This window comes from Chitinophaga sp. SYP-B3965, from assembly GCF_009647655.1.
Classification (GTDB): domain Bacteria; phylum Bacteroidota; class Bacteroidia; order Chitinophagales; family Chitinophagaceae; genus Chitinophaga.
The window spans coordinates 1,706,048-1,732,295 of record NZ_WJFD01000001.1 but is presented as its reverse complement, the minus strand read 5'-3'; the positions used below and the strand labels follow the sequence as shown (position 1 = coordinate 1,732,295).

The 26,248-nt window shown below is 46.0% G+C and carries 18 protein-coding genes; 8 read left to right on the top strand and 10 right to left on the bottom strand.

The window, feature by feature from the left end:
* Positions 1 to 28 precede the first annotated feature (28 nt).
* Positions 29 to 1,306 (top strand): DUF5690 family protein, encoded by a 1,278-nt coding sequence (locus tag GFS24_RS06740; RefSeq protein ID WP_153658811.1) that lies wholly within the window; start codon positions 29 to 31, stop codon positions 1,304 to 1,306.
* Here the strand turns inward: GFS24_RS06740 and GFS24_RS06735 are convergent.
* Positions 1,256 to 1,627 carry a DUF1304 domain-containing protein gene (locus GFS24_RS06735; RefSeq protein WP_153658810.1) on the bottom strand — a complete coding sequence of 124 codons (372 nt, stop codon included), beginning with the start codon at positions 1,625 to 1,627 and terminating at the stop codon, positions 1,256 to 1,258. The genes GFS24_RS06740 and GFS24_RS06735 overlap by 51 nt on opposite strands.
* Positions 1,628 to 1,777: 150 nt before the next feature.
* Between GFS24_RS06735 and GFS24_RS06730 the strand changes: the two genes are divergently transcribed.
* The gene (locus tag GFS24_RS06730) at positions 1,778 to 4,192 is read left to right on the top strand and encodes an ABC transporter permease (RefSeq protein ID WP_153658809.1); all 2,415 of its coding nucleotides are present in this window, start codon (positions 1,778 to 1,780) and stop codon (positions 4,190 to 4,192) included.
* 600 nt (positions 4,193 to 4,792) lie between these two features.
* Here the strand turns inward: GFS24_RS06730 and GFS24_RS06725 are convergent.
* The 8 genes from GFS24_RS06725 to GFS24_RS06690 are packed head-to-tail and all read right to left on the bottom strand — an operon-like array spanning position 4,793 to position 16,434.
* Complete coding sequence (locus tag GFS24_RS06725) at positions 4,793 to 5,710, bottom strand: glycerophosphodiester phosphodiesterase family protein (RefSeq protein ID WP_153658808.1); 918 nt, start codon at positions 5,708 to 5,710, stop codon at positions 4,793 to 4,795.
* Complete coding sequence (locus GFS24_RS06720; RefSeq protein ID WP_153658807.1) at positions 5,707 to 6,303, bottom strand: histidine phosphatase family protein; 597 nt, start codon at positions 6,301 to 6,303, stop codon at positions 5,707 to 5,709. Before GFS24_RS06720 ends, GFS24_RS06725 begins: the two co-directional genes overlap by 4 nt.
* On the bottom strand, positions 6,296 to 7,777 hold the full coding sequence (locus GFS24_RS06715; RefSeq protein ID WP_253906407.1) for an FGGY-family carbohydrate kinase: 1,482 nt from the start codon (positions 7,775 to 7,777) through the stop codon (positions 6,296 to 6,298). The genes GFS24_RS06720 and GFS24_RS06715 overlap by 8 nt, the downstream gene beginning before the upstream one ends.
* Entirely contained in the window at positions 7,738 to 9,171 is a 1,434-nt protein-coding gene (locus GFS24_RS06710; protein WP_153658806.1) for an FGGY-family carbohydrate kinase, read from the bottom strand. The genes GFS24_RS06715 and GFS24_RS06710 overlap by 40 nt, the downstream gene beginning before the upstream one ends.
* Positions 9,171 to 10,172, bottom strand: a complete 1,002-nt coding sequence (locus tag GFS24_RS06705) for an NAD(P)-dependent oxidoreductase (protein ID WP_153658805.1) — start codon at positions 10,170 to 10,172, stop codon at positions 9,171 to 9,173. The genes GFS24_RS06710 and GFS24_RS06705 overlap by 1 nt, the downstream gene beginning before the upstream one ends.
* Complete coding sequence (locus GFS24_RS06700; protein ID WP_153658804.1) at positions 10,169 to 11,434, bottom strand: MFS transporter; 1,266 nt, start codon at positions 11,432 to 11,434, stop codon at positions 10,169 to 10,171. The genes GFS24_RS06705 and GFS24_RS06700 overlap by 4 nt, the downstream gene beginning before the upstream one ends.
* Before the next feature lie 28 nt (positions 11,435 to 11,462).
* Positions 11,463 to 13,196, bottom strand: a complete 1,734-nt coding sequence (locus GFS24_RS06695; protein WP_153658803.1) for a RagB/SusD family nutrient uptake outer membrane protein — start codon at positions 13,194 to 13,196, stop codon at positions 11,463 to 11,465.
* A gap of 7 nt (positions 13,197 to 13,203) precedes the next feature.
* A complete protein-coding gene (locus GFS24_RS06690; RefSeq protein ID WP_216647366.1) occupies positions 13,204 to 16,434 on the bottom strand; it encodes a TonB-dependent receptor in 3,231 nt (1,076 codons plus the stop codon).
* A gap of 331 nt (positions 16,435 to 16,765) precedes the next feature.
* Between GFS24_RS06690 and GFS24_RS06685 the strand changes: the two genes are divergently transcribed.
* From GFS24_RS06685 to GFS24_RS06660, 6 genes are all read left to right on the top strand, one after another.
* Positions 16,766 to 17,530 carry a DeoR/GlpR family DNA-binding transcription regulator gene (locus GFS24_RS06685; protein ID WP_153658802.1) on the top strand — a complete coding sequence of 255 codons (765 nt, stop codon included), beginning with the start codon at positions 16,766 to 16,768 and terminating at the stop codon, positions 17,528 to 17,530.
* 167 nt (positions 17,531 to 17,697) lie between these two features.
* Complete coding sequence (locus GFS24_RS29415) at positions 17,698 to 19,482, top strand: hybrid sensor histidine kinase/response regulator (RefSeq protein ID WP_173002991.1); 1,785 nt, start codon at positions 17,698 to 17,700, stop codon at positions 19,480 to 19,482.
* A gap of 179 nt (positions 19,483 to 19,661) precedes the next feature.
* A complete protein-coding gene (locus GFS24_RS06675; protein ID WP_153658800.1) occupies positions 19,662 to 20,648 on the top strand; it encodes a hypothetical protein in 987 nt (328 codons plus the stop codon).
* Between the two features lie 86 nt (positions 20,649 to 20,734).
* Entirely contained in the window at positions 20,735 to 22,570 is a 1,836-nt protein-coding gene (locus GFS24_RS06670; RefSeq protein ID WP_153658799.1) for an ABC transporter ATP-binding protein, read from the top strand.
* Between the two features lie 14 nt (positions 22,571 to 22,584).
* The gene (locus GFS24_RS06665) at positions 22,585 to 23,301 is read left to right on the top strand and encodes a 3-ketoacyl-ACP reductase (RefSeq protein ID WP_153658798.1); all 717 of its coding nucleotides are present in this window, start codon (positions 22,585 to 22,587) and stop codon (positions 23,299 to 23,301) included.
* Positions 23,302 to 23,367: 66 nt separating this feature from the next.
* Positions 23,368 to 24,624: a TnsA endonuclease N-terminal domain-containing protein gene (locus tag GFS24_RS06660; RefSeq protein WP_153658797.1), complete on the top strand. Its 1,257-nt coding sequence runs from the start codon at positions 23,368 to 23,370 to the stop codon at positions 24,622 to 24,624.
* Between the two features lie 22 nt (positions 24,625 to 24,646).
* On the opposite strand, the gene GFS24_RS06655 is transcribed toward GFS24_RS06660, so the two are convergent.
* Entirely contained in the window at positions 24,647 to 25,741 is a 1,095-nt protein-coding gene (locus GFS24_RS06655; protein ID WP_153658796.1) for a Fic family protein, read from the bottom strand.
* Positions 25,742 to 26,248: the final 507 nt, after the last annotated feature.

Sequence of the window (26,248 nt, the reverse complement as noted above, 5' to 3'; positions counted from 1 at the left end):
GGAATTAACGCAGTATCTTCCAAAACATATGCCAGCAGTTCAATTTACAAAACGCCAGATCTGGGTAGCTGTAATGGCTGCCATCACCAGCTTTGCCGCCTATACCGCCATCTTTGCTTTCCGCAAGGCATTCAACGTGGCGTCTTACAGCGGGCATACATTGTTTGGCATGGATTTTAAAACGGTGCTGGTAGTAACACAAGTGTTAGGATATATGGCCAGTAAATTTTACGGCATCCGTTTTATATCAGAATTGAAACGCGTGCGCCGCCATTGGCTGATCATTGGATTGGTAGGTGTATCCTGGCTGGCGTGGCTTCTATTCGCCCTGTTACCTGCTCCTTATAATTTCTGGTGCCTCTTCCTGAATGGTTTTCCATTAGGGCTGTTGTGGGGCATTGTATTCTCTTATGTGGAAGGCCGCAGAACAACAGACCTCATCAGCGCAGCGCTGGCAGTAAGTTTCATCTTTGCCTCAGGGCTTGCTAAAAGCACAGCGTTATGGGTGATGAACAGCTTCCAGGTAACAGAATACTGGATGCCATTTGTAGTAGGCTGCATCTTCATGCCTGCATTGTTCTTATTTGTTTTTTTATTAGAAAAGATCCCTGCTCCCGATGAAGAAGATGTGGCGCAAAGAATGCACCGGCAGCCCATGTTGAAGGAAGATAGAAAAGCATTACTGAAAGGGTTCTTACCCGGCATTGTGGTATTGGTGATCATCTATATCCTCGTCACCATCTTAAGAGAAGTAAGGGATAATTTCATGGCAGATATGTGGCGGGAATCCGGCGAAGTATTCCAGGCAGGCGTATTCGCCAAAACAGAAACATCCATCTCGCTTATAATCCTGGTACTGATCGCCGTGATGATCTGGCTAAGGAACAGTTTCACTGCATTCATGCTGGCCCAGTGCATCATGCTGGCCGGTTTTATTATCTCGCTTATTACAACCTGGCTATACGCAGAGCAGCAACTGCCCATGTATCACTGGATGCTCTTTGTAGGCCTTGGCCTGTACATGGTGTACATCCCTTTCAACAGTATTTTATTCGATCGCTTCATTGCCGCCTTTCGCTTTGCAGGGAACGTAGGTTTCCTGATCTATATCGCAGATTCTTTCGGGTATCTGGGAAGCGTAGCCGTGATGCTCGCCAAATCAGTTTTTCATATTCAGACCAACTGGCTGCATTTCTACATGCAGTTAGTGATGATCACCGGTGTAGTGGGTGTGGTGGGGACTATTACCTCCATGTTATACCATATGCGCAAAATGCATCAGTATCAAAGCAATCAGCGCAGGTAAAGCTTGTATAAAGAAGATCTTCTTACTGGCAGTAGCAGCGCCATAGATCCCTGCAACGATCACACAGCACAGGAAAAACACCCCTACATTAAAAGCCCAGTGATGATCTTTGATGAGCAGGCTCCAGATCAACCCTGCCGCCAGGAAACCGTTATACAGGCCCTGATTGGCAGCCAGTACCTTGGTAGGTTCAAAGAGATGTTTGGGGATAGAGGAAAAAGATTTGGGGCCTTTGGTAGTCCAGGCAAACATTTCCAGCCAGAGGATGTACAAGTGAATGAGAGCGACTAAACCAATGAGGATCATGACAAGGATGTGCATAAGGTTCTTTTGCAACGAATATAATGAATGTTCAGAACCGGACACTTCCTGTATCATAAACGGACACACCCGGAATGTTAATCATCTGGCAATTAATTAATTACATTTTGACCCGCTTTTTGTAACGAAAGGAACATAATCCGTTACCTCATGCTGTATAACAACCTGAAGATCGCTTTCCGTTCCCTCTGGCGGAAAAAATCATTTTCCCTGTTGAATATCCTTGGCCTGGCTATTGGTGTAGCAGCCAGCCTGCTGATCTTTTCCGTGATCCGCCATGAAATGAGCTATGATGATCATCAAAGCAAAAAAGACAGGATCTTCAGGGTCACCAGCACTATTAAAAGCAGGAGCAACGGAGAAGTGAAATTCCGGGAACCGGCTGTTCCCAGCGCTTTACCTGCAGCCTTCCGTAATGACTTTCCGCAATTTGAACAAATGGCTTCCTGCCTGTTCATAGGGCAGGGGCAGTTTTATGTTCCCGGTAAAGAAGAGAAGCGGTTCAAAGAGGATCGGGGACTTGCCTGGGTGGATCCCGGGTTGTTTGAGATCTTTGATTTCACCTGGCTGGAAGGGAATGCCAAAGAACTAAAAGACCCTAATACCGTAGTGATCACAGAAAGTGTGGCAAGGAAATTTTTCGGAGGGCATGAAGCGGCTATTGGTAAGATCATCCAGTTATATTCTTTCCGGATCCCTCTCCGGGTAGTGGGTGTGTTTAAGGACCTGCCGGGTAATACAGACCTACGGCTCAGGATCTGCCCCTCTGTGGAAACGGTAAGAAAAAGAGAACCGGGTATTTTTGAGGATTGGGGCAGTTTAAATGACCATAGCTTGTATGTATTGACGAAAGAAGGTGTTAAGGCAGAAGCCATGATAAAACAGTTCCCTGCTTTTGTAAAGAAGTATTACAACGAAGATCAGCGCGATCCGCATAACTATAGTATACTGGGCCTGCAACCGTTAAAGACCATGCACATGGATAAAGATTTCCGGGCACCCATGGGCAATGATATTTCAACCCGGGAACTATGGACTATCGGCCTGGTCGGTATATTTTTACTATTGGTGGCCTGCATCAATTTTATCAACCTGGCCACTGCGCAATCCATTAGCAGGGCCAAAGAGATCGGTGTGCGCAAAGTGCTGGGCAGTAACCGTATACAGTTGCTGCGCCAGTTCCTGAATGAAACCGCTGTGATCACTTTCTTTTCCCTGGTACTGGGCGTTATGATCTCAATAGCAGCGTTACGGCCGCTGGGTCAGTTGATAGACCGGGAACTTACCTTTGGGCATCCTTCCATCATAGTATTCTTACTGGGTCTTGGTGTGTTGGTAACCTTCCTCGCAGGGTTTTATCCGGCAGTCATACTCTCCGGTTTTAATCCCATTGCAGCTATAAAAAGCAAGATCAGCACCCGTACCATTGGGGGTATTTCTTTGCGCAGGGGATTGGTGGTTGTGCAATTCGTGATTGCACAGCTGCTGGTGATAGGAACGCTGGTAGTGGTGCAGCAAATGAAATACTTCCGTGAAAAGCCGATGGGCTTTGATAAAGAATCTACCGTGCTGATCAATCTGCCCAGTGATAGTACATTAGCCACCCGGTATGATTTCCTGAAAGCCCGGCTCTCATCTGTGCGAGGGGTAGAGAAAGTGAGCCTTTGCCTGGATGGGCCATCCAACAAGTGGGGCTGGCAGTCCGACTTCTACTTTTCTAATTCAGCTGAAAAGCAGACCTTCCTGGCCACCCGGATGTATGGCGACAGTAACTATCTTGAAACGTTCCAGCTTACACTGAAAGCAGGTAGAAAACCATTCCACAGTGATAGTGCTGCTACGCAGGAAGTGCTGGTGAATGAAACCATGGTGAAGCAATTGGGATTGTCATCGCCGGAAGCTATCCTGGGAAAAACGATCGGGCTTGATGATTCACAGAAAATGCCGGTAGTAGGTGTGATCCAGGATTTCAATAACAGAACATTACGGGAAGATATCAAACCTCTGATCTTGCTGGCCAACAATAATTATGAATATGCTGCCTTGCAGATCCGCCCGGAACAAATGCCGGCTACGCTGCAGGAAGTGCAAAAGGTATTTGCATCAGTATATCCCACTTACATGTATGATCTTACCTACATGGATGAAAGGATCGGTAATTATTATAGATCAGAAGCCATCACCGGCCTGTTGTTCCAGGTGTTTGCCTTCCTGGCTGTATTAATTTCCAGCCTGGGGCTGTATGGCCTGGTTTCCTTTATGGCGGTACAGAAAACAAAAGAAGTAGGCGTGCGGAAAGTGCTGGGCGCTTCTGTGCAAAGTATTGTATATCTCTTCTCTAAAGAATTCACGGCTTTGGTAGGTATTGCTTTCCTCATCTCTGCGCCATTGGGTTATTATTTTATGCAGGGATGGCTGGAAGGTTTTCACAATCACATTACGATAGGGTGGGGAGTATTTGTTTCTGCCATCATACTTTCTATTGGTATTGCATGGATAACAGTAGGGTATAAGGCTGTGAAAGCTGCTATTGCTAATCCGGTAAAAAGTTTACGCGCAGAATAAAAAACAGCCCCGTAAACATTGCACACAGAAAAACACTCAGAATAAAAACTTTTCCAAAAAAAGAAAAGGAATCCGCCCTTTGTTGCGCGGCAGGCGCCCTCAATCATAAAACTTTCCTCAAAAAAGAAAAAGGATCCGCCCTTTGCTGCGCGGCAGGTGTCATCAATCATAAAACTTTCCTAAAAAAAGAAAAAGGATCCGCCCTTTGCTGCGCGGCAGGTGTCATCAATCATAAAACTTTCCTAAAAAAAAGAAAAAGAATCCGCCCTTTGCTGCGCGGCAGGTGTCATCCATCATAAAACTTTCCTCAAAAAAGAAAAGGAATCCGCTCTTTGCTGCACGGTAGGTGTCATCCATCATAAAACTTTCCTCAAAAAGAAAAAGGATCCGCCCTTTGCTGCACGGTAGGTGTCATCCATCATAAAACTTTCCTCAAAAAGAAAAAGGATCCGCCCTTTGCTGCGCGGCAGGTGTCATCAATCATAAAGCTGTCCTAAAAAAAGAAAAAGAACCCGCCCTTTGCTGCGCGGCAGGCTCCTCAATCATAAAAAACACCCGCAAACATTGTTTGCGGGTGTTAACATTACTTTTATCAAAGTATTACTTCTTACCAAAAAACTTCTGCTTTTCACTCTTTGCCGGCAAAAAAGGCTTAATCGCCTCCGCTGCTTCAATAGAAAGGTCCGCTTCAATAAAGCTCGCGCCATCTTTAATGATAGCTTCATACACCTTTTTACGCGCTGCTGCATCAGGCAATTTATCATACGTAGAAGCCGTAGAGATAAAACACATTACACCGCGTTTATTCAACTCAGCATACAGGGATTTTAACTCCGGTTTGTTATCTGCGCCTACATAAGCCATCATGTGCGTAAAGGGCACCTTCGCTGCTTCGTATTCATTCAGTGCTGTTTGTGTTTTTACAAACGCTTCAAAGAAGATATCCTTGTTATGCTCATGATAGTACGCCGCTTCTTTGGCAGAATGCACCGTTACCATTACATGTCCTTCTGCTTTATTCCTTTTAATAATAGCCAGCGTCATATCGAAAGGAACATCCTTTTTATCCAGGCTCAGTACTGTTTTTCCTTTAGCCCATTTGATGGCTTCTTCCAAAGTAGGAATGCGGTATTTAGTTACATTACCATCCACATCTTTCAGGTAGAGTTTTTTAAGTTCTGCCAGCGTGTAATCACCTACTTTTCCTTTGCCGGTGGTGGTACGTTCCAGGGTAGCGTCGTGCATTAATACTGGTACGCTGTCTTTGGAGAGGCGGGGATCAATTTCAAACATCGCCGGTGTATGACGCAGCGTGTTGGCAAATGCTTCAATGCTATTTTCCGGATAACCAGTGTTCACACCGCCACGGTGGCCACTGATAAAGGGTACATCTTTACCGGTGTACTTAAAGAACGCTCTCAGTTCAGCAGCATTATTGATCTTCAGCACGTTCATCTTTTGTGCCTGTACATTCAGCACCAGTGAAAGGGCCATCCCTATAACGAATATTCTTTTCATAGTTTTGAATTAAGATGTTGTAAAGTGAAATCACCTTCCGCAGAGAGGGTGAACATAGTGATGGAGGCATTCTCCTGTACCAGCATACGGTAGTTCTTCAAGGGCATGCCAAGTTTATACGCCAGGTATAAACGGTTCACACCATTATGCGCTGCCACCAGGATATTACCGGATGCATGCCGCTCACGCAGTTCCCGGAAGAAATCATCCACCCGGGTAACGATCTCCATACCGGACTCGCCGGTGCCGCCTGCTTTATATTTAGCGGGATCTTCCATCCAGTTATGCCAGAGTGTGGCATTTTCTGCAATGAATTCTTCCTTCGTTTTCTTTTCCCAGTCGCCAAAATCTGCTTCAATGAGGCGGGCATCCTTTTTTACATGAACGCCGCTGGCAATGTTGGCCGTCATGAAAGCCCTTTCCAACGGAGAAGAGTAAACGCCATCGAAGGTAATGCCCTTTAATTGCTCCTTTACGGCCTCTGCCTGCCGGATGCCTGTGGCGGTGAGGGAAATGTCCGTTCTGCCGCAATAGCGGTTGTTATCCGCATTCCAGGCGGTTTGTCCGTGTCTCAGTAAATAAACATTAAGCATATGCATGATCGGATATGTATCCTTTTTCTTTTAATGTTGAAATAAATGCCTGGTAGCTGCTTTCGTAAGCCTGGGCCAACGCGGCATCCGGGTTAACCTGTTTCTCCGTTTGCGTCATGGCGGCAGCTGCAGCCATGATGGAAGAAAAATGAGTTTTAGATGCAGCCAGTATAGCGGCGCCGGAAGCGCCGGTAACATATTTCATTTTATAAAGTGGCAGGTTCAGCACATTACTGCGGATGGTGAGCCATGTCTGGCTGTTGCTGGCACCGCCCGCTGTAAAAACTGCTTTCACCTTTTCGCCGGATAAATGTTCGATCACTTCGTACGCATACCGTTCAATATACGCCACGCCTTCCATGCTGGCGGCAAAACGTGCTTCGGCAGGCAGCCCTTCTTCCGTTTCAAATCCCTTTGCCTGTGGCGCTACAAAAGGAAAACGTTCTCCCTGTTGCAGCAGCGGGTAAATAAGATGACCGGTGGGAAGCAGTTTTGCTGCTGCTTCGTTCAGTGTTTCCAGGTCGCCGGGGAAGTTTTTGCTTACCCAGTCTGCACCCGTATTGCTGGCGCCGCCGGGCATCCAGTAACCTTCCGGATGGCGGTGGCAGTACAGTCTGCCTTCCGGATCACGGATCTCTGCAGTAGTAACACCTTTCACTACCAGTGTAGTACCAATGGTGGTGTTCCAGTCTCCGGGATTTACAGCGCCGGAGGCTATCTGAGATGCACAGCCATCCGTCATGCCGGCTACTACTATCACCTCTGCGGAGAGGCCCAGTGTTTGTAAACTTAGCTTTCCTACCGGTGTACCGGAGGGCACCACATCCTGCAACCACTCTTCCCGGATGGGCAATGTTTCCCAAATATATTCCGGCCAGCGTTGCGCCGCTACATCGAAACCGGATTTTAACACATTGGTAAAGTCGGTCACATCAAAATTGCCGCAAAGTTTACCAGTGATAAAATCCGCCGCATGTATGAATTTGTGCAGCTGGGGTATCTTTTCCGGGAAGTTATTTACAAACCATAACATCTTTGGCAGCCCGCTGGTAGTATTAAATGCCGTATAACCCTGTGGCTGATGCAGTAATGCTTTCTCTTTGCAAAGTGCGCCTTCTGCTGTTTGGCGGCCATCACTGTACATGATGGCATTGTGCAAAGGCTGATAATTTGCATCAACGGGTATTATCGTGCCTGAAGTGGAAGTAACCGCTATGGCTTTAATATTTGAAGCATCCACACCAGCCAGCAGCAGTTGCAAAGAACGCAAACAGGCATCCCACCATTCAGCAGGAGATTGTTCTTCCCTGGAACCGGCGCTTAAAGGGAACTGCTCTTCCTCGCTGCCCAGTAAATTACCGGCTGCATCCATCAGCACTACTCTTGCACCCTGTGTGCCAATATCTATTCCTATAAAACTATCCATGCAATAACTTAATTCATGTTCCTGAAATAACCCCTTGTCTTTTCCCATTCCGCATACAGTGTAGCGTAATAAGCTTCTTCCTGCGGAGCCACTACTTCCACACTTTCATCCATCTGCACTTTGATCTGTAAGGCCTCATTGCAGAGCAATGCACCACCTACTGCTGATGATTGCTGGTATTCTTTCCGCACATGCACTTTTTTGCCTGTGAGGTTGGCTATCAGCTGCCGGAGTACTTTACTCTGCAAACCGCCACCGCAACCCCAGATATAATCCGGTGAATGGCCCGCTACTTCTGCCAGGATCTTGTAATTCTTGGCAATGGAGCAGGCAATGTCCAGGATGGTAGCCCATACAAAAGAGCTGCGGGTGAGCAGATGAGAAACAGGTGCGGGGAAGATGAAACCGCCGCGGGTGAGGGATACTTCTTCATCTGCCAGTAAAGAACCAAGAGAAGCCATACAGAAAGTATGTTTGTTCTCCGCCAGTTCCTTCTCGATCACATCATATCCTTCATTGGGATAAAAGATCTCTTTCAGCCTTTGATAGTTCAATCCTGTAACACCGGCATTTGCTTCAAATACAAAACGGTCTGCTTCAATATCCCTGCTCGTCCAGGTGCGTTCCTGTTCATCCAGCGTATAAATGCCGGTGAGTTTAACGATAGGGGTTGTGGTGCCGGATACGATCACCATATCATTCACCGCAGGGCGTGTGCTCTTGATGGCGAGTTGCGTATCACCGCCGCCTACAATGATCTGCACGTTGTCGTTCAGTGATAATGATTGCGCTACATCCTGTTTGATCTTTCCGAGTATGGTGGCAGAGGAAGCAATAGGGCTGAGCAGGTCGCCGCTCAATCCAAATACTGTGCAAAGTTCTGCGGACCATTCTTTTCTCGCCACATCATACAGTAATGTTTCAGAAGCCTGGGAATGTTCATATCGCGCGATGCCGCTTAGTTTGTATTCTATCCAGTTGCTGATGCTCAGGAAGGTGGCCGTGTCCTGCCAGATCTTCGGTCTTCTTTCCCGGATGCCCACCAGTTTCATGGCAGAGAAGAGAGAAGTAGGGTAGCGGCCCGTGAGCTGGTACACCCTGCTTTTATCTGCGATGATATCTTCCCATTCCCTTCCGCGGTGATCAATGTTAGGCAGGCCTATCAATGATCTGCCATCTTTGGAGATGAGCACAATACCTTCCCGCTGACTGGTGGCCGTGATAGCCTTAACACTACCGGCAGGTATTTGAAGAAGTACCTGCGTGGCCAGCCGCAATACCTGCTCCCAAAGCTGTGCGGGATCAAAGTAAATGCTATCCGGGTACAGCGCATCTTTTACATATTGTATATCCTCGCGGGCAACGCCTAATACTTTGCCGTCTTCGGAAGCTGCCGCTACACGAACATTCCCGGTGCCAATGTCTACAATGATATAGCTCATTAAATCTGAATTGTAAGTAGTTCTTTATTCGCCAGTTCGGCTATCTTTTTATTTCCTTTTGCATACCACTGCAGGAGTGCCTTGTTGAGGATCTCCACATGATGATCTTCCACTTCATGTGTAGCGCCGGCAATGTGCGGGGTGGCTATTACATGCGGCATGTCAATGATGCGGTAATCCAGTGCATCCGGCGGTTCGTGATCAAACACATCCAGGATGGCACCTCTGATATCATTTTTCTCCAGTACCTCCAGCAGATCTTCTCTTTTTACCACAGAAGCCCTGGCCGTATTTACAAAAATGGCATCTTTTTTCATCTTTTTCAGCAGACTGCTGTTGATCATACCTTTTGTTTCATTTGTTACCGGCAAGTGAATGGACACGATATCGCTGGTAGCGAAGAGGTCTTCGATACTTGTTTTGCGGAAAGTTTTGTCATGTTCCACTACATAAGGATCAAAGAACTGGATGTTGCAGGGATAGTCCTTCACCAGTTTCGCGATCAGCTGGCCGATAGCGCCAAAGCCTACCAGGCCGATGGTCCTTCCTGCCAGTTCATTGCCTTTGAACGCAAGATAAGAATCATGCGCACCTTCCTGCCAGTTGCGGCCTTTCAGCCAGTTGATACCGGGAATGGTATTGCGCAGCAGCATGATCACATTGGAGATGAACATTTCCACTACTGCCTGTGCATTGCGGGCAGGGGTGAAAAATACAGGGATACCCAGTTCCGTGGCGGTAGCTACTGCTACGTTGGAGGGTGTTCCGCGGCATACACCAATAAACTGCAGCTGTGGGTTAGCGGCAATAACGGTAGCGGTTACATGATCGTGTTCTGTGATCAGTGCATCTGCTTTGCTATTGGCCAGCAATTCCAGTAATTCTGTTTCGTTGTAAGCACGTCCGTTAGGTTTCCATGATCTGTAAACAACTTCGCCGAACTGTGTTTCCAGTTCTTTCAGGCCTTTCTCATTATAAGGCGCCGTAATTAAAATTCTCATGCTATTTCAGTTTGTAACGTATGATGATGGAGGGTCTTGGCGTTATCCGGTAAAGTGATGAACCGGGCAAGGATAGCACTGATAACATACAGTACCGCCAGGATCCAGATCACCCCTTCTTCACCCACACTGCCAATGAACAGACCAACGATGGCTGGTCCAACAAACACCGGTAAACCTGCGCCAAGATTAAGGATAGCCATGGCTGCTCCTTTATCCTTTTTCACGAGGGAGGGCACCAAAGCCGTTAAAGGAACATAACCCGCCAGGAAAGCACCCCAGAGCACACCGCAGGTTAATACCATGAAGAAGCTGCCTTCCCAGATTTGAGGGGAATAATAGAATAAAAGTGTAGTGAGTGCGCAACCCACACCGCCAAACCACATGATCGTATTCCGCCAGCCGAAACGGTCTCCCACAAATCCGAAGATGAGGTTGAAGATGATGTTGGCCGTAAAGATGGTTCCCCAGATCTGTAACCATTGTGTAGTATCAAAACCATGACGGGCCATGTACATCGGCAGGAACACGGGGAAAGCAAATTGTGCGGTAGTATTGATCACGCGCACAATACCGCCTAATAACACCTTAGGTTCTTCTTTCACGATGGTGAGTCCTTTCAGTAACTCCTGCATCTGAGAACCGGTAGAAGTTTGTTTTTGTGCCGCTTTCTTATTCAGCACCAGTGCAAAGAAAGCGCCCAGTAATGCCCAGAACAGGGAAGTCCATAAAGTATTCAGGTGACCGAATTTTAAAATAGCCCAGCTGGAATAATAAGCACCGAGTACATTCAACCCGCCGGTGAACACAAACCAGAACCAGCCTACAGCACGGCCAAGTTGTTTCTGCGGACTGCTATACGCTATCCATACCAGGAAGGAATAAGCAAAGAGCGGGTATCCGAAACCACGTAACGCATACGTGAGCAGCATCACCGGGAAATTCAATTCCGGCATACCGAATCCCACAAAACCAACCGTACCCAGCATGTAAAGGATCAGCCCCATGAGCATGGTGCGGCGTACGCCAAATCCTTCTGCCAGTACACCGGAGAACCAGGCGGAGATAGCAATGGTGATACCATATACGGTGAACAGGGAAGCAGATTGCTGCACGCTCATGCCGTGGTCTACGAGGTAAGGGCTCAGCCATCCTTGTTCAATACCATCACCCATCATGAAGATCATGATACCGATGTAACCCCAGAGTAATTGCCGGGGGATGCCTGCTTTGTCAAAAATTGTTACGTTGTTTGTTGACATTTGATATCAGTTGTTTGTGATCGTGAAATTAATTCGTCCAACCTTCATTTTGATCGAGGTTTTTATTCAGAACGATCTCGTTGTAAGGGATCGGATAGTAGTATTTGTAGTCTTCATACTTGCGCAGCAGGTTATCGAAGAGGATGAGATAACCGCTGGTACCATTTGATAACTTGAATTGCACATTATCTATCACAATGTAATTAACGCCCGGCACTTTTACAGGAGGAGTGGTTAGGACAAAACTTACATCCATCTTACCATCTTCATTCAGGTCCATTAAAGTATTCAATGCCGGAACATACATGCCGGTATATTGTTGTTCCAGCAGCTGGCCCACTTTCCAGCGTTTAAGATCATCATAACGGAAACCTTCCAATGACAGTTCTATCCCTCTTTCTCTGCGTATTTCCAGCAGCACGGGATCAGTGATCAGTGGGAAATAGTTCAGTTGCAGGTAAGTGTCTGCCACCGTAGGAAGGGGAGCAGCTGTGATACCTGCGCGGGCGCGGAGCAATGCAATCGTATTGGTCCAGTCTGCTGCCGTAAATGTATTGGATTCTAACCTTGCTTCCGCATAATTCAGTAAAACTTCCGCGTAACGGATGAGTGGCAAAGAGTTTGGATTCTCTGCCACACCATCCGTGGCTTTTGCGTCTACTGTGAGTTTGATAGGCATGTAGCCTGTATAGGTATAGGTGAAATCAGGCGGTGCTGCGGCGCCATCGCGCGTGTAGTTACCCAAACGGATACTTTGTTTCAGGCGCAGGTCCCGGTTCTTTACTTCCTGCACAAAAGTTTGTGTAGCGTAATCCGGTTGCGCGGTGAAAGGTGTACCGTCTGTTTTCAGGTAAGTGTTGATGAATGTTTTTGTAAAGCTGAGCCGGCCGCCATAAGTAGCGCTGGTCCAGTACCAGTTGGCATCATTGAATACACGGAGGCTTTTACTGCCCACAAAGGCCAGCAGGATCTCTGTATTGTTGGGTGCTTCATTGATGAACAGGTCCCGGTAGTTCTTATCTGCTGCACCGGTAGTGAGCAGTTTGTACTGGTTGCCTTTCATAACAAGGTCTGCTGCATTCGCGGCTTCGAGCAGCCAGTCATTGGCCGTGGTTTCCTGTACTTTATGATACTTACGGAAAGTACCTTCAAACAAACATACCCTTGATTTGAAAGCAAGCGCTACCCAGCGGGTGATCTGAGAAGCAGTAGCATCTTTGGTGTTGCGGATGTTGGTGCAGGCAAAGTTGAGGTCTGCCAGCACACTGTCCATCACCAAAGTACGCGGGTCACGGGGTTTGTAAAGATCAGGATCATTTACATCCAGTGTTTTATTGTAGAAAGGTACATTCCCAAATTCTTTCACCATCTCAAAGTAGAACCATGCGCGGAAAAAACGGGCAAGGCCTATGAAGTGATTCTTTGCTTCGTCTGTGATCTTTGCCTGGCCTACATGTTCCAGGAAGTAATTCACCTTGCGGAGATTGGTCCAGGTCCAACCTGTGGCCTGTGTAGCCGTAAATGTACCAAAGATGTAATTGGAAGGCGTTCTGCCCACCAGGTAATCACTGAGTGCATCTGATTTTACGATGTCTGTACCCGTGGGCAGGTTCAGGTAAAAAGAATTGGCATATAACTGCAGGTCCTTTTCTGTATTAAATGCATTCTCCGGAGAGAGTTTATCAGGAGGCATCAGGTTAAGGTCCGTTTTGCAGGAAGCCAGTAGTACCGTTGCCGTAATTATATAGATAAAACGTTTCATGGCCATGTTATTTGAAGGTGACATTGATCCCTATCGTGTAGGTTTTCATCATGGGATAACTCATCCCGTTCCCCGCGCCGGCGGATAATTCCGGATCAGCGCCTTCTATCACTTCGGGGTCCATTGTTTTTACATATTTATACATCGGGCTCCACGTCCAGAGGTTCTGGCCGCTGAGATAGATCCTTGCTTGCGCAATACCGGCCTTAGCGATCCAGGAAGCAGGGATGTTATATCCCAGGCTCAGGTTCTTCAGCCGCATGTAAGCCACATTCTGTAAATATTTGGATTGTGGCACCTGGAGTTCCGCTTTGGAATTAAGTGCTGTATAACCACGCAAACGGGGGAAATAAGCATCCGGGTTTTCTTCAGACCACATCTTGTCTGCCACATCAGTTGGCATCCAGCTGTAGGGCCTGTTGTAAACACCCCAGAAGAGAGAGTTATCCGTACCCGGCCAGAAATCCCTTTTACCAACACCTTGCAGGAAAAGAGAGAAGGTGATCCCTTTCCATTCCAGGTTGGTGTTAAAACCATACGTATAACGGGGCGAGGTGTTACCGATCACCTCTCTGTCTCCCGGATCTTCTAAAGTGCCTGCACCTTCGTCTATCTTATGATCCTTATTCAGATCTTTGAACTTGATGTCTCCCGGCAGTACTTTATTGGTGGCAGATACCTTGATAAAGTCCTGATTAATACCACGGGTATCAATTTCATGCTGGTCTTTAAAGTATCCGTCATTTACAAAGCCCCATACATCGCCTACTTTCATGCCCGCATAATACGTATTGATAAGGCCTTGCGGATTATTGAAGCGGGTGATCACACTCTGGTTGTCTGCCAGTACCAGGCGGAAATCATACGTGAGGGGGCTGCTGCCTTTGGTTCTGTTCCGCCAGCCAATAGATAATTCCCAGCCTTTTGTTTCCAGGTCTGCATAGTTGCCTTTAGGTTCATTGGCGCCAAATACGCTGGGTAATGGCAGGCCATCTGTGAACATGTTGGTGGTTTTGCGGATGTAGTAATCAAAGTTGGCCGTAAGCCGGTTGTTGAGGAAAGTAATGTCCGTACCCATGTTGAGGGTAGTGGCTTTTTCCCAGGTGAGGCCATCAGGGATCACTGTGGGTTGCTGTGTATAATCAGGCCGTATGCTGCCCAGGATGCGGGAAGATTGTGCAACGGACATAGATTCCAGGAACTGGTAGGGCGATATGTTCCCGTTACCCAGTGAACCATAGGAGGCACGCAGTTTAAAATCAGATACCGTGTTTTGCGGCAGCGTCCAGAATTTTTCCCTGGATACACGCCATGCGGCAGATGCAGAAGGGAAGAAACCCCATTGCTGGTTTTGCGGGAACTTGGAAGTACCGTCATAACGGCCATTCAATTCCAGCAGGTATCTTTCATCGAAATTATAATTCAACCGGAAGAAACCACCGATCGTTCTCCATTCATTACCACCACCACGCAGGGTGAAGTTGAGCCCGTTGATGAGCGAAAAATCCGGCAGTGCATTATTGATCAGCCCATCTCTTTGGATGAAGCGGCTTTCCAGCAGAGAGTTCTCATAGTTATAACCTACCATGGCTTTGAGATAATGTTTGCGGAATTTGTGTTCATAGTCCGCATAGATATTCGCCGCCGTGTAAGTGGTTCTGCCCTCCGTTTCATTCATCTTGCTTTCGCCACGTTCCAGCATAGTGTTTGGCTTCTTGCTGTAAGGAACGGGGGTGTAAAGTTTGCCTTCCACATCATTCAGTTTCCAGAAAGTATAATCTCCGTTCAGCCTGATCTTATTATTAAAAAGGCTGGCGGTGAAGCGGGAAGTATTACGGATCTGGATCTTGTTCTGTTCAGACTGGTTGTTGCCGGAAATAAAACTGCCGAAAACAATAGAAGCATTTTCAGTTAAAGTGCCATCGGGGTTGCGGAGCATAGCAATGGGGAATGCTTCATCAGAGATCCTTCTCCATACCGGCGTATTGCTGGGATGGTTCAGGATAGGGTAGAAGTAATCCATCTGAGAAAAACTCAGGTCATTCTCGATCTTCAGCCATTTAAAAGCCTGTACAGAACCGCGTGCCCGCAGGTTATAGGTTTTAAAGTTATCCGGGTTGTAACGGAAGATACCTTTCTGGTACATGTATCTGCCGGAGAGGTAATAATTTATTTTACCGCTGCTGCCGGAAACGCTGAGGTTATGTTCAGTGGAAGGATTCGCGTCCGCATACAATTCTTTCAGCCAGTCCGTATTGCCATAATACACATACTCACCCGTAGTAGGGTTGATATCTGTTTTAGGAAGAGAAGGATCTTCGTTCCTGCGTTTCAGTTCATCCAGGTAATCCAGGGAGAAAGGAAATACAGAGTTGGCTTTCTGCGGGTGGGAGCCGTAATCATTCCAGGCATAAAAGGCATTGTCAAAATGTTTGGCCCATTCGTAACCGTTAGTCACCATTTTAGGTTTAATGGTGCGGTCATTCAGGGAATAGTTGCCCGTATAATTCACCGTGGTCTGGTCTTTTCCCGGGCTTTTGGTGGTGAAGAGGATCACGCCAAAAGTTCCCCTGGCGCCATAGATAGCGGTGGCTGCGGCATCTTTTAATACCGTTACACTTTCTATGTCATTCGGGTTTACCAGGTCGGGATCACCGGGAACGCCGTCTATCAGTATCAAAGCGCTGCCGCCTGCACCAATGGAGGTGGTGCCCCTTACATTATAAGTAGCGCCGCGGGTAGGTTTACCATCCGTCATGCGGATATTGAGGTTGGGAATGGCGCCTTGCAGGCCGCGGGTAACATTGGTCAGCGGCCGGTTTTCGAACACCTCTTTACCCACCTGGTCTACCGCGCCGGTGAGATTGATCTTTTTCTGTGTGCCGTAACCTACTACTACCAGGCCTTCCAGGTCTTTGGCGGTGGAGATTAGTTTTACATCAATGGTATTGCGGGTTCCTACCGGAATTTCCTGTTCGGCAAACCCTATGAAAGAAAATACGAGTACAGACTGATCGTTGGGTACCGCCAGCTGGTAGCGGCCGTTTTCGCCGGAGGTAACGCCGGTATTACTCCCTTTGATCCTCACATTCACGCCAATAAGGAGTTCTCCTTTATCATTGGTTACCAGTCCGCGCACAGTTCGGGATGTTTGCCCGTACAAAAGTGAGGGCAAAACGAGGAGCAGTATGCCAAGTATAAACTTGCGGCACATCACCAGGTTGCAATGATTGTTCATGATTGTTTTTTGTTTACAGTTCTAACATGGAAATAAATGGAAGTGGTTGACGTCTTTATCTGCTTATAAGTGATATGCTAAAGTAAAAATTAAACTTAATTAAACAAAATTAAATTAAAGTTAAGCTAATTGACCCCTTAAATAAAGTCCCTTTAAACGGAATGAAATGGTAATTATTCCTTTGTGAAACCTGAATATGTGGGACAAATACCCGCAATCCCTTGCCTGATAATAACTTTAGGTTAATTCTTAGGAGAATTTTAGAGAAAACACTACATTTGGTGAAAGCTATTTAAATATAAATAAGATAACCACCCTAACGGTTTCCAAGATGAACATTACAGACAGGCATCAGCTCATTCTTCAGAAGTTGCAGGAGAATGGCAGGGTTGATATACAGGAATTAAGTGATTCCCTCCAGGTTTCAGGCGTTACCATCCGCAAGGACCTGAAATTGCTGGAAGAAAAGAAGTTATTGTTCCGCACAAAAGGAGGAGGCTCTACCCAGAACCCCTATACGATAGAAAGACCTATCAATGAGAAGGAATTCATTAAAACAGACGAGAAGAAGAAGATAGCCAAAGCGGCGGTAGCGCTGATAGGCATGAATGATTCCATCATCATCGGTTCCGGCACCACGGTATTTGAATTAACAAGGGTGCTGCATCCTTCCAAACACCTCACGGTGATCACGCCGGCGCTGAAAGTAGCGATGGAACTTTGCAACAAGCCCTTTGTGGATGTGTTGCAGATAGGCGGCCTGATCCACCAGAGTTCTTCCTCAGCAGCCGGTTCTTTTGCAGAGCGCCTGCTGGACGATATTTCCTGCGGGGTATTATTTGTGGGGGTAGATGGTATTGATCCGGAATTCGGTCTTTCCATCACTAACCTGGCAGAAGCCAGCCTGAACATGAAGATGATCAACCTGGCGCAGACGGTAGTGGTGATGGCGGACAGTTCTAAGTTCGACCGGCGGGGCATTGGCAGGATCTGCAGCCTCGAACAGGTGGATTACATCATCACAGATAACCTGGTTGCTGCGGATACCGTGCGCATGTTAACAGACCGGGGTGTGAAGGTGATTATTGCAGAATAAAAATATTATATATAACAGCAGGGCGTTTCCACCAGGGAACGCCTTTTTTTATTCCGTTCACCCCGGTTACCCACATAATTACTCTTATCTTTACAATTAACCAGCGAATAACAAATTATAGGGTCAAAAACCTATAATTTTTGTGGCACCCTTATAACCTTATACATGTGGATATAGGTACAACATATAAATGGTTGGTTCAAGGAGGAGTAGAGACAACAGAAGATCTAACCGAACAATCCCGCATCAAACTGACCAACAGTATCTCCTTCATCCTGGCTATTACGTCAGTGGCATTCGGTTGGATATATTTCTGGGTGGTAGGGCACATTGAATTCGTGATTGCCACCACCATTGAAACGGCCATCTTCATTTACATTATTTACCTGAATCATCAAAAGCGCACGCTCCTGGCAGGGATCCTCCTGCAGGGCCTGATCACTGTTGCCGTTGTATATTTCGGGATCTTATTCGGTAAAGCGCTGGAGGTATACGTATTAGCTGTTTTCTTATGCGGTGGATCGATCTTATTCCTGAAATTCTCCAGAGCCAGGATGTTTTTCCTTGTTGTTGGTGTGATAGCCATTGTGGGAATAGAATTTAATAAATATTATCAGGTATTACCATCGCTTGTTTTTAATGACAGGGATTTCAGTTTTATAAAATACTCTTCTGTAAGTGTTGTACTGCTGCTAACGGTGATGGCTATCTGGTATAATGTGAACCAGCATCGGAAAGCACAGGTGAAACTGAACGAACAAAAAAGAGATCTGAAACAGGAGGTAGATAACAGAACAGATGACCTGCGGAAAATGGTGGAGTCCAAAAGCATTTTTATCAGGGAATTAACCCATGAACTCCGCACGCCCTTAAATAGCATCCTCTGTATTGCCCAGTTTAAGATCAAGCCGGATTATGTGGAAGACAGGGCCGATTCTGTGAATTTATATGCCGCCTGTTATAATACCCTGCAGATCGTTAATAATACATTAGACCGCTTTTTATTAGAGAATAATAGGAAACCCGCCATTGCCAGGCAATGGATCAATATCAATGATTTTGGCCGGGAAATGTTACTGGCCTTCCATTACATTGCTATTTCCGCAGAGGTGGAACTGGAATTGTTCATTGCGGAAAACATGCCCAGGACCGTTTATGAAATTGAACCTTACCTCCGGCAGATCATCAGTAACCTTTTAGGGAACGCTATTAAATATACCGCCCCCGGTACTACGGTGAAGCTAAACTTTGGCCTGGCAGAAGGCGGAGATAAGTGGATGATAGAGGTAGTGGATAATGGCCCGGGCATTCCTCCTGAAAAACAAAACCTGATCTTTGAAGAATATGCCCGTATCAATATTGCTACAGTAGAAGGTACTGGTGTTGGACTGGCTAATTCAAAAAGTTATGCAGTGTTACTGGGCGGAGATATCCTGGTAAGAAGTGTGCTGAATGCCCCCGGCATTACAGCCGGAGAAACCGTGTTCACCGTTGTATTACCCGTTATTAAGTTCAACGACGGATTCCAGTCGTCTACTATTAAGAACTATCCGCTGGCCTCTGTGAAATTCAACGGACTTACCGCTCTGCTGGTAGAGGACGACAGGATGAACAGGGCCTTGCAGCGGAGATATATTGAAGACCTGGGCTTTAATATCCTGGAAGCAGTGGATGGAGAAAAAGGACTGGCACTGGCAAAAGAAAATCATCCCGATATCATTATTACAGATGTGCGCATGCCGTTGATGAGCGGAAGGGAATTGCTCCATGCCGTGAGAGCAGATGCCACATTAAAACATATACCCATCATTTTTTGCACCGGCGAATATGGATTTGATCTTAGCCTCGAAGCAGATCCGCTTTGTAAATGCGTGGCCAAACCATTTAGTTTCTCTGTACTCCACAGAGCTATTCAGGAATTAATGTTAGCGCAGCTGGTAGGTGTAAAATAGCCTCTCTTTTTCTTACATTATAAATAGTTTGAATGAAGTCCGCCAGGCTTCATTTTTTTTGTTAATTCCCTTTCCACACTGCTTTATATTATGTTAATTTATCTTATACGAAAATATAATAGTGTAAATTAGTTAGCGTAAGACACACATTTTTTTTTAACCATTAAAAGTACCCGCAGATGGAAACGATCACTTCCATCCCGGATCTGTATTGCCCGTACCCTTCCCGCATGAGCCCTCATGTGGAAGAGGTTGCTGCAGCAACAGATGCCTGGATGAAACGATTTGCGCTGTTCCCAAATGAACAGGCATTCGAAGAATTCTCTAATTACAAAATGGCCTGGATGACGTGCCGCACGATTCCAGATGGAGATCTCCCGCTTCTTATCACGATCAACAATTTTTACTCCTGGCTTTTTGTGCTGGATGAACAATTGGATCACATCAGCCCGGAAACAGCTGCTATCCGGGACAAGAATTTCCTGCAGAACTTTATCAGCGGATTTGTGAAGATCCTGCGTAATGATCATTTTGTAAGTGTTGCTGAAGGTGGTAACGTACTCGCCGCATTCAGCGATATCTGGCAAAATCTCATTCCCGCCAGCAGGGCTACCTGGCAGTGCCAGTTCACCATTTCGCTGAAAGCCACTTTTGAAGCCGCTATCTGGGAAGCCGCCAATGCCACCAGTAAAACGCCGCCCACTGTAAAGCAATACATGCGGATGCGTCCTTACTTCTCAGGCGCCAACCTGGGCACGGACATCAATGAACTGGCAGTAGGCAGCTCACTGCCGGTGTATGTGCTGCAGGACCAGGATTTTGTACGGATCGTTGATCTGTGCAGGCGCGTGGTTTGCTGGGCAAACGACATCTTCTCCCTCGCCAAGGAACTGGCGCATGGAGACAATCACAACCTCGTGATGGTATTGAAACATAACGAGGACTTAACGATGGAAAAAGCACTGAATGAAGCAGCACGGATCCACGACTACGAAATGCATCAGATAGAACAGCTGAGGCGTAAGCTGCCGGACTTTGGCACACAGCTGAACAAAGATGTAAAAGTGTACCTGGATGGACTGGAAACAATGGTTTCCGGCTTCTTCTGGTGGTCTTTGGAAGACACGCCAAGGTACATGTCCCACTTACAGGAGAAAGTAGTATAAGTGTAAACAAGTGAATGCTTCTTAAGTAACCCGGGCTGCCTCCAAAAATAAGAGGCAGCCCTTTTTTACTTACCTTTAATTACAATATGAAAAGGCCAAACAGAAAACCAGGGGAACCAGATGTGAGCTTTAAAGAAAGGATGGCCGCTTTGCGCAACCTGCCTTCATTTTTCAAACTTGTATGGCAAACAAGCCCCGGGATGGCGCTCAGCAATGCTATCCTGCGCGCGGCACAGTCTGCCACCCCGCTTGCATTACTGTATGTAGGTAAGCTGATCATCGACGAAGTTGTGCGGATGACGAAGGTGCAGGGAGACCTCTCTTACCAATACCTCTGGGAACTGGTAGCCGTAGAATTTGGCATAGTGATGATCACCGGCATATTAGGCCGGCTGATAGGCCTGCTGGACGGGCTGCTGGGCGAAAAAGTAGCCAACCATACTTCCGTGCGGATCATGCAGCACGCCGCCACGCTGGACCTGGACCAATTTGAAGATTCTGCTTTTTACGATAAACTGGAACGCGCGCGGCAGCAAACCGTAGGCCGCACCATTCTGCTCTCACAGGTGCTCAGCCAGGTACAGGACGTTACCACCATGATCTTCCTCGCCGCGGGTTTAATCACCTTCAGCCCCTGGCTTATCCTGTTGTTGTTTGTTTCCGTACTGCCCGCTTTCTTTTCTGAAACCTATTTCAACGATAAGTTCTATGCACTGGCATGGGGGCAAACCTCAGACCGCCGCGAGCTGGATTATATCCGCTTCCTGGGCGCCAGCGATGAATCGGTGAAGGAGGTAAAGATCTTCAATCTTTCCAGTTACCTCGTAAACCGCTTCAAAGGATTATCCGATAAATTCTACAATGATAAAAAGGACCTTTCCATCAAATACCAAAGCTGGGCGGTGGTGTTTGCCATTGTAGGCAGCGCCGGTTATTATGGCGCTTACGTGTTTATCATCCTGCAAACGGTGAAAGGGCAGCTGAGCATCGGGGACCTGGCTTTCCTCGGCGGTTCATTCCGGCAGTTGAGGGGATTACTGGAAGGTGTGCTGATCCGCTTCACCAGCATTACACAGGGGGCTATTTATCTGCGTGATCTGTTTGAGTTCTTCGAGATCCAACCACGTATTACCCAGCGGGCTAATGCAAGACCTTTCCCTAAGCCCATCCTCGAAGGTTTTACATTTGAGGATGTTGGATTCAAATATTTAAATTCAGACAGATGGGCGAACCGCCACCTGAACTTCACGCTGCATGCCGGGGAAAAGCTGGCGCTGGTAGGAGAGAACGGTGCCGGGAAAACTACCCTTGTGAAACTACTGGCACGCCTCTACGATCCGGTAGAAGGCCGCATCCTGCTGGATGGGCATGACCTGAAGGAATATGACCTGCAGGAACTGCGCATGCAGGTAGGGGTGATCTTCCAGGATTTTCAACGGTACCAGATGACGGTGTCGCAAAACATTGCCATCGGGAATATCAGGGAACTGGGTAATCAGGACTTAATCGAAAACGCCGCGCAGAAAAGTATGGCGGACTCCTTGATGGAACGTTTGCCTGGCGGGTATGATCAGATGCTGGGCCGTCGGTTCAATAACGGTATAGAACTATCTGGTGGAGAATGGCAGAAGATCGCTTTAGCGCGGGCTTATATGAAGAATGCGCAATTGCTCATCCTGGATGAACCTACCGCTGCACTGGATGCACGTGCGGAGTATGAAGTATTCCTGCGTTTTGCAGACCTCACCAAAGGGAAATCTGCAGTTCTCATTTCTCACCGTTTTTCTACAGTAAGGATGGCAGACAGGATTCTTGTTTTGGAGAAAGGAGAGTTGATAGAGATAGGCAGCCATGATGAACTGCTTTTGAAAAATGGCCGGTATGCGGAGTTGTTCCATTTGCAGGCAAAAGGATATCGATAATAAACTAAAAACATATGGAATCTTTAAAAGGGAAAAAAGCCCTGATCACCGGTGGTGGTAAAGGGATAGGACGGGCAGTAGCTATTGCACTGGCGAAGGAAGGTGTGGATATTGCATTGATGGGGCGTACGGCTTCATCGCTGGAATCTACGGCCAAAGAAGTGGCTGCTTTTGGTGTAAAGGTAACTTATGCCATAGCGGACGTTGCGGATATCAATGCCGTAAATACCGCGGTGCAAGAACTTACGAAAGTATTACCGGAGATAGACATTCTCATCAATAACGCAGGAATTGCGTCTTTTGGCGGTTTTATGGACCTGGAGCCATCTGAGTGGGAGAATATCGTGCGGGTGAACCTGCTGGGCGTATATTACGTTACAAGGGCTGTTTTACCGGGTATGATTGAGCGGAAGTCCGGGGATATTATCAATGTGTCCTCTACGGCCGGGCAGCGGGGTGCGCCTTTAACGAGTGCGTACAGTGCTTCTAAATTCGGGTTGTTGGGGTTAACGGAGTCCCTGATGCTGGAAGTACGGAAGCATAATATACGCGTGAGTGCTTTAACACCGAGTACGATTGCTACAGATATGGCTATTGAGCTGAAGTTGACGGATGGTAATCCGGAGAAGGTGATGCAGGCGGAAGATCTGGCGGAGTTTGTGGTAGCGCAGTTGAAATTGAACAGGAGGGTATTGGTGAAATCTGCGGGGTTGTGGTCTACGAATCCGTAATATCAGGCAGAAATATAAAAAGATGAATGATAAAAAAAGGCCGCTCTATTAGAGCGGCCTTTTCAAATGGCACGTTTTTGGTTCCGGATTGTTATTATGACCCTTACAGGATTAACCATATTAAATGCCTTTTATAAGATATTAGCTTCTCCCGCTGTAAGCACCAGAAGGTGTTATGTGACAGATAGGGAGGTGGGTATTCTTATGGAGATGTTCAACTTTGAAGAATCTTCGTTTACTAAGCCGGTGGTACTGGCAAACAGATTTGGGTTAACAGAGAAAGGTGTCTTACGGCTTTATCGCAAAGCATTAACCAAGATAGCTAAGCGCGCAAAAAGAGGGAGTGTGGTTTTCCCTGCATCAATTATAAGAAATGTCATCAACAGTAGGCAAAAGCTGGAAGATAAAAGTATTGAGGAAGCAATTTTCAGAATCGTGTCTGAAGATCTTAATGACTTTCCGGCTCATATTGTATTCGATTTTTTATCGAGACTTTATTTTGTAGAAAATAGTGAGCGTGTAAAAGCCAAAGAAACATATCGTATTGAATTAGAAAATGCCAGGGCTGAGAGATATATAAAACGCGCAATAGTTAAAACTGAAAAGCAGGAAACTAAGTTTGAATTGGTTCTGCAAACCGTTATTTGGTTCGATAATATCAAAAAATGGAGTAGAGCAGCCTTTGAACGTCAGGCTCCTAAAAGAAAAGTGAATGAAAGCGAAAAATTCCGTCACGGCACATTTTGGAGTGATAAATGTAATCGCATGGTTCAATATGAATCAGGACAGGAATTGTACTTCATTAAGTTGTTGGAAGCAAGTCCACAAGTGAATTATTATTTTGAACAGCCCGTTAAAATAGAATATAACCGCAATGGCCTGCAACGTTGCTACACCCCCGATTTTGTGATACGATTAAACAATGGCCACAGCATTTTGGCAGAGGTGAAGGAATTGTCTGACATGGCTTATGCTGTCACCCACAGAAAGATGGAAGCGCTGATTGAGTATTGTGAGTATCATGGATTTGGTTTTTTGTTAACGAATGGCAAGTATTCAATCAACAAGCTGCTAACGCATAAATATGATCTGGCATTCGAGTCAGCCTTAAGGGAGCGCCTTTATGAGCCCGGGGCCGGTACCCTTTATTTTAGTGAATATAAAGATATTATGGAAAAATTCAAGCCCCGGTATATGGACTTAATTGCTATAGTGATCAGGAACGGCTGGGCATATTACCCGTCAGTGTTTAGATTAAACTCCAAATGTAGATACCCGCAATTCAGAAGTAAGGTTATTTATTACTTTGGTCAACTTAAGTAGCTTTTGCATAATATGAAGTAACTCAGTCATTGACAAATAAATCCATTAGCCTGAAATTGATATAATAAGTAGTTCTGCCCATTTTCATAGGTCTCAAAATATCAGCATCAATTAGTTTCTTTAACCAAACCGACGCTGTCTGACGATGCGCAATGTTCCTCTTTTCCAGCAATTCGATTTTTAAATAAGGCAATGTAAACATCAACCGAACCAAATCATAATTAAATGAAGACCCCAGAATATGCTTCACTGATCTTTCGTATTCCTGCTTCAAGGCAAGCATACTTCTAATTTTATATGTTGTTAACTGAGCTGTTTCACTAATAGCAGTAAGCATATACATAACCCAATCATGCCAGTTATTATTTTCTGTGACACCTCTCAATAACTGATAATATTCTGTTTTATATTTTACAATATAAGAGCTTAGATACAAAACAGGTTGAGAAAGCAGCCCCTGTTGTACCAGGTACAATGCGTTTACAATTCTTCCGGTTCGCCCATTTCCATCTGAAAACGGATGTATAGCTTCAAACTGATAATGTATAAGCGCCATTTTTATTAATGGATCTAATGATGAAAGCGCTGGATCATTAATGAAACGTTCCAGACTCTCCAGCTTTTCCCTTAATACATTTTCGCAACAGGGAGGTGTATAGATAATTTCACCACTGATACCGTTTTTTAAGGCGGTACCCGGCGTATTTCTTATTCCGGCTTTATTTTGCTTGATTGTCTGAACAATTTCTATCATTGTATTTGTTAGCAGTAAATTCTGTTGGATCTGCATTCTTTCCAGGCCAGTGTATAACGCCTTACGATAACTCAATACCTCTTTTGAGGTATGATCCAATGTTTTTTCTTCCGTAGCTGCCCGATATAATTCATCCTGAGAAGTAACAATATTTTCTATAGCCGAACTGTCTTTACTTTCCTGCAATACGATTGTATTGATCAATATTTGAGGATCGGGCAAACTCGCACAAAGACCATTCAGTTCCCCCAAATGCCTGGATGCCTTTGCTAACTGGCGAAAAATTTCAGGAGTTTCCAAATTTACTTCCACTGGAAAAAGAGGAGGTAAATCATTAAATGCCTGAAGTCTGTTATAAGCCATATATGTCGATTTATTGTCATTCAAGAATGGGTTTCATGTCGATCATTTCGACACGAAAATCAATTGATGTCGAAAATAGCCTATTTTTTCGACATGAAACTGATGTTACGATGGATCATTCGACATGAATTATCATTAGAAAAGGATTTGGCGGAATTTGCGGTGGCGCAGTACAAAGCCAGGTACCCGGGGGTATCTATGACTCTACCATGGGCCTGCCATGGGCCAACCCCGGGGATGCCCCGGGCCATCTCCGGAAATAACACCGTTTGACGGCAGAATTCTTCTTACATTATGCACTTTTCGCCATTGCATTAGCTGTTGAACTGCTTTTTACCACTACATAAAAATATTAAGTGAAAATAATTTCTACCTATATTATTCTATGCCTCTTTATTCCACTTGCTATTTTGGCTAAACCGATTGAAGTGAAAGTTGAAAAACTCTCATGCGAATATCTTTCGAACCCCATAGCCATTGAGAATATACAACCAAAACTCAGCTGGC

What these genes read in the sequence shown, in the direction of transcription:
- GFS24_RS06670 (WP_153658799.1), top strand. Translation starts at nt 20,735, where the DNA reads ATGAAAAGGCCAAACAGAAAACCAGGGGAACCAGATGTGAGCTTTAAA.
- GFS24_RS06720 (WP_153658807.1), bottom strand. Translation starts at nt 6,303, where the DNA reads ATGCTTAATGTTTATTTACTGAGACACGGACAAACCGCCTGGAATGCG.
- GFS24_RS06725 (WP_153658808.1), bottom strand. Translation starts at nt 5,710, where the DNA reads ATGAAAAGAATATTCGTTATAGGGATGGCCCTTTCACTGGTGCTGAAT.
- GFS24_RS06685 (WP_153658802.1), top strand. Translation starts at nt 16,766, where the DNA reads ATGAACATTACAGACAGGCATCAGCTCATTCTTCAGAAGTTGCAGGAG.
- GFS24_RS06690 (WP_216647366.1), bottom strand. Translation starts at nt 16,434, where the DNA reads ATGAACAATCATTGCAACCTGGTGATGTGCCGCAAGTTTATACTTGGC.
- GFS24_RS06735 (WP_153658810.1), bottom strand. Translation starts at nt 1,627, where the DNA reads ATGCACATCCTTGTCATGATCCTCATTGGTTTAGTCGCTCTCATTCAC.
- GFS24_RS06655 (WP_153658796.1), bottom strand. Translation starts at nt 25,741, where the DNA reads ATGGCTTATAACAGACTTCAGGCATTTAATGATTTACCTCCTCTTTTT.
- GFS24_RS06660 (WP_153658797.1), top strand. Translation starts at nt 23,368, where the DNA reads ATGGCACGTTTTTGGTTCCGGATTGTTATTATGACCCTTACAGGATTA.
- GFS24_RS06710 (WP_153658806.1), bottom strand. Translation starts at nt 9,171, where the DNA reads ATGAGCTATATCATTGTAGACATTGGCACCGGGAATGTTCGTGTAGCG.
- GFS24_RS06740 (WP_153658811.1), top strand. Translation starts at nt 29, where the DNA reads ATGCCAGCAGTTCAATTTACAAAACGCCAGATCTGGGTAGCTGTAATG.
- GFS24_RS06675 (WP_153658800.1), top strand. Translation starts at nt 19,662, where the DNA reads ATGGAAACGATCACTTCCATCCCGGATCTGTATTGCCCGTACCCTTCC.
- GFS24_RS06695 (WP_153658803.1), bottom strand. Translation starts at nt 13,196, where the DNA reads ATGAAACGTTTTATCTATATAATTACGGCAACGGTACTACTGGCTTCC.
- GFS24_RS06700 (WP_153658804.1), bottom strand. Translation starts at nt 11,434, where the DNA reads ATGTCAACAAACAACGTAACAATTTTTGACAAAGCAGGCATCCCCCGG.
- GFS24_RS06715 (WP_253906407.1), bottom strand. Translation starts at nt 7,777, where the DNA reads ATGGGAAAAGACAAGGGGTTATTTCAGGAACATGAATTAAGTTATTGC.
- GFS24_RS06730 (WP_153658809.1), top strand. Translation starts at nt 1,778, where the DNA reads ATGCTGTATAACAACCTGAAGATCGCTTTCCGTTCCCTCTGGCGGAAA.
- GFS24_RS06665 (WP_153658798.1), top strand. Translation starts at nt 22,585, where the DNA reads ATGGAATCTTTAAAAGGGAAAAAAGCCCTGATCACCGGTGGTGGTAAA.
- GFS24_RS06705 (WP_153658805.1), bottom strand. Translation starts at nt 10,172, where the DNA reads ATGAGAATTTTAATTACGGCGCCTTATAATGAGAAAGGCCTGAAAGAA.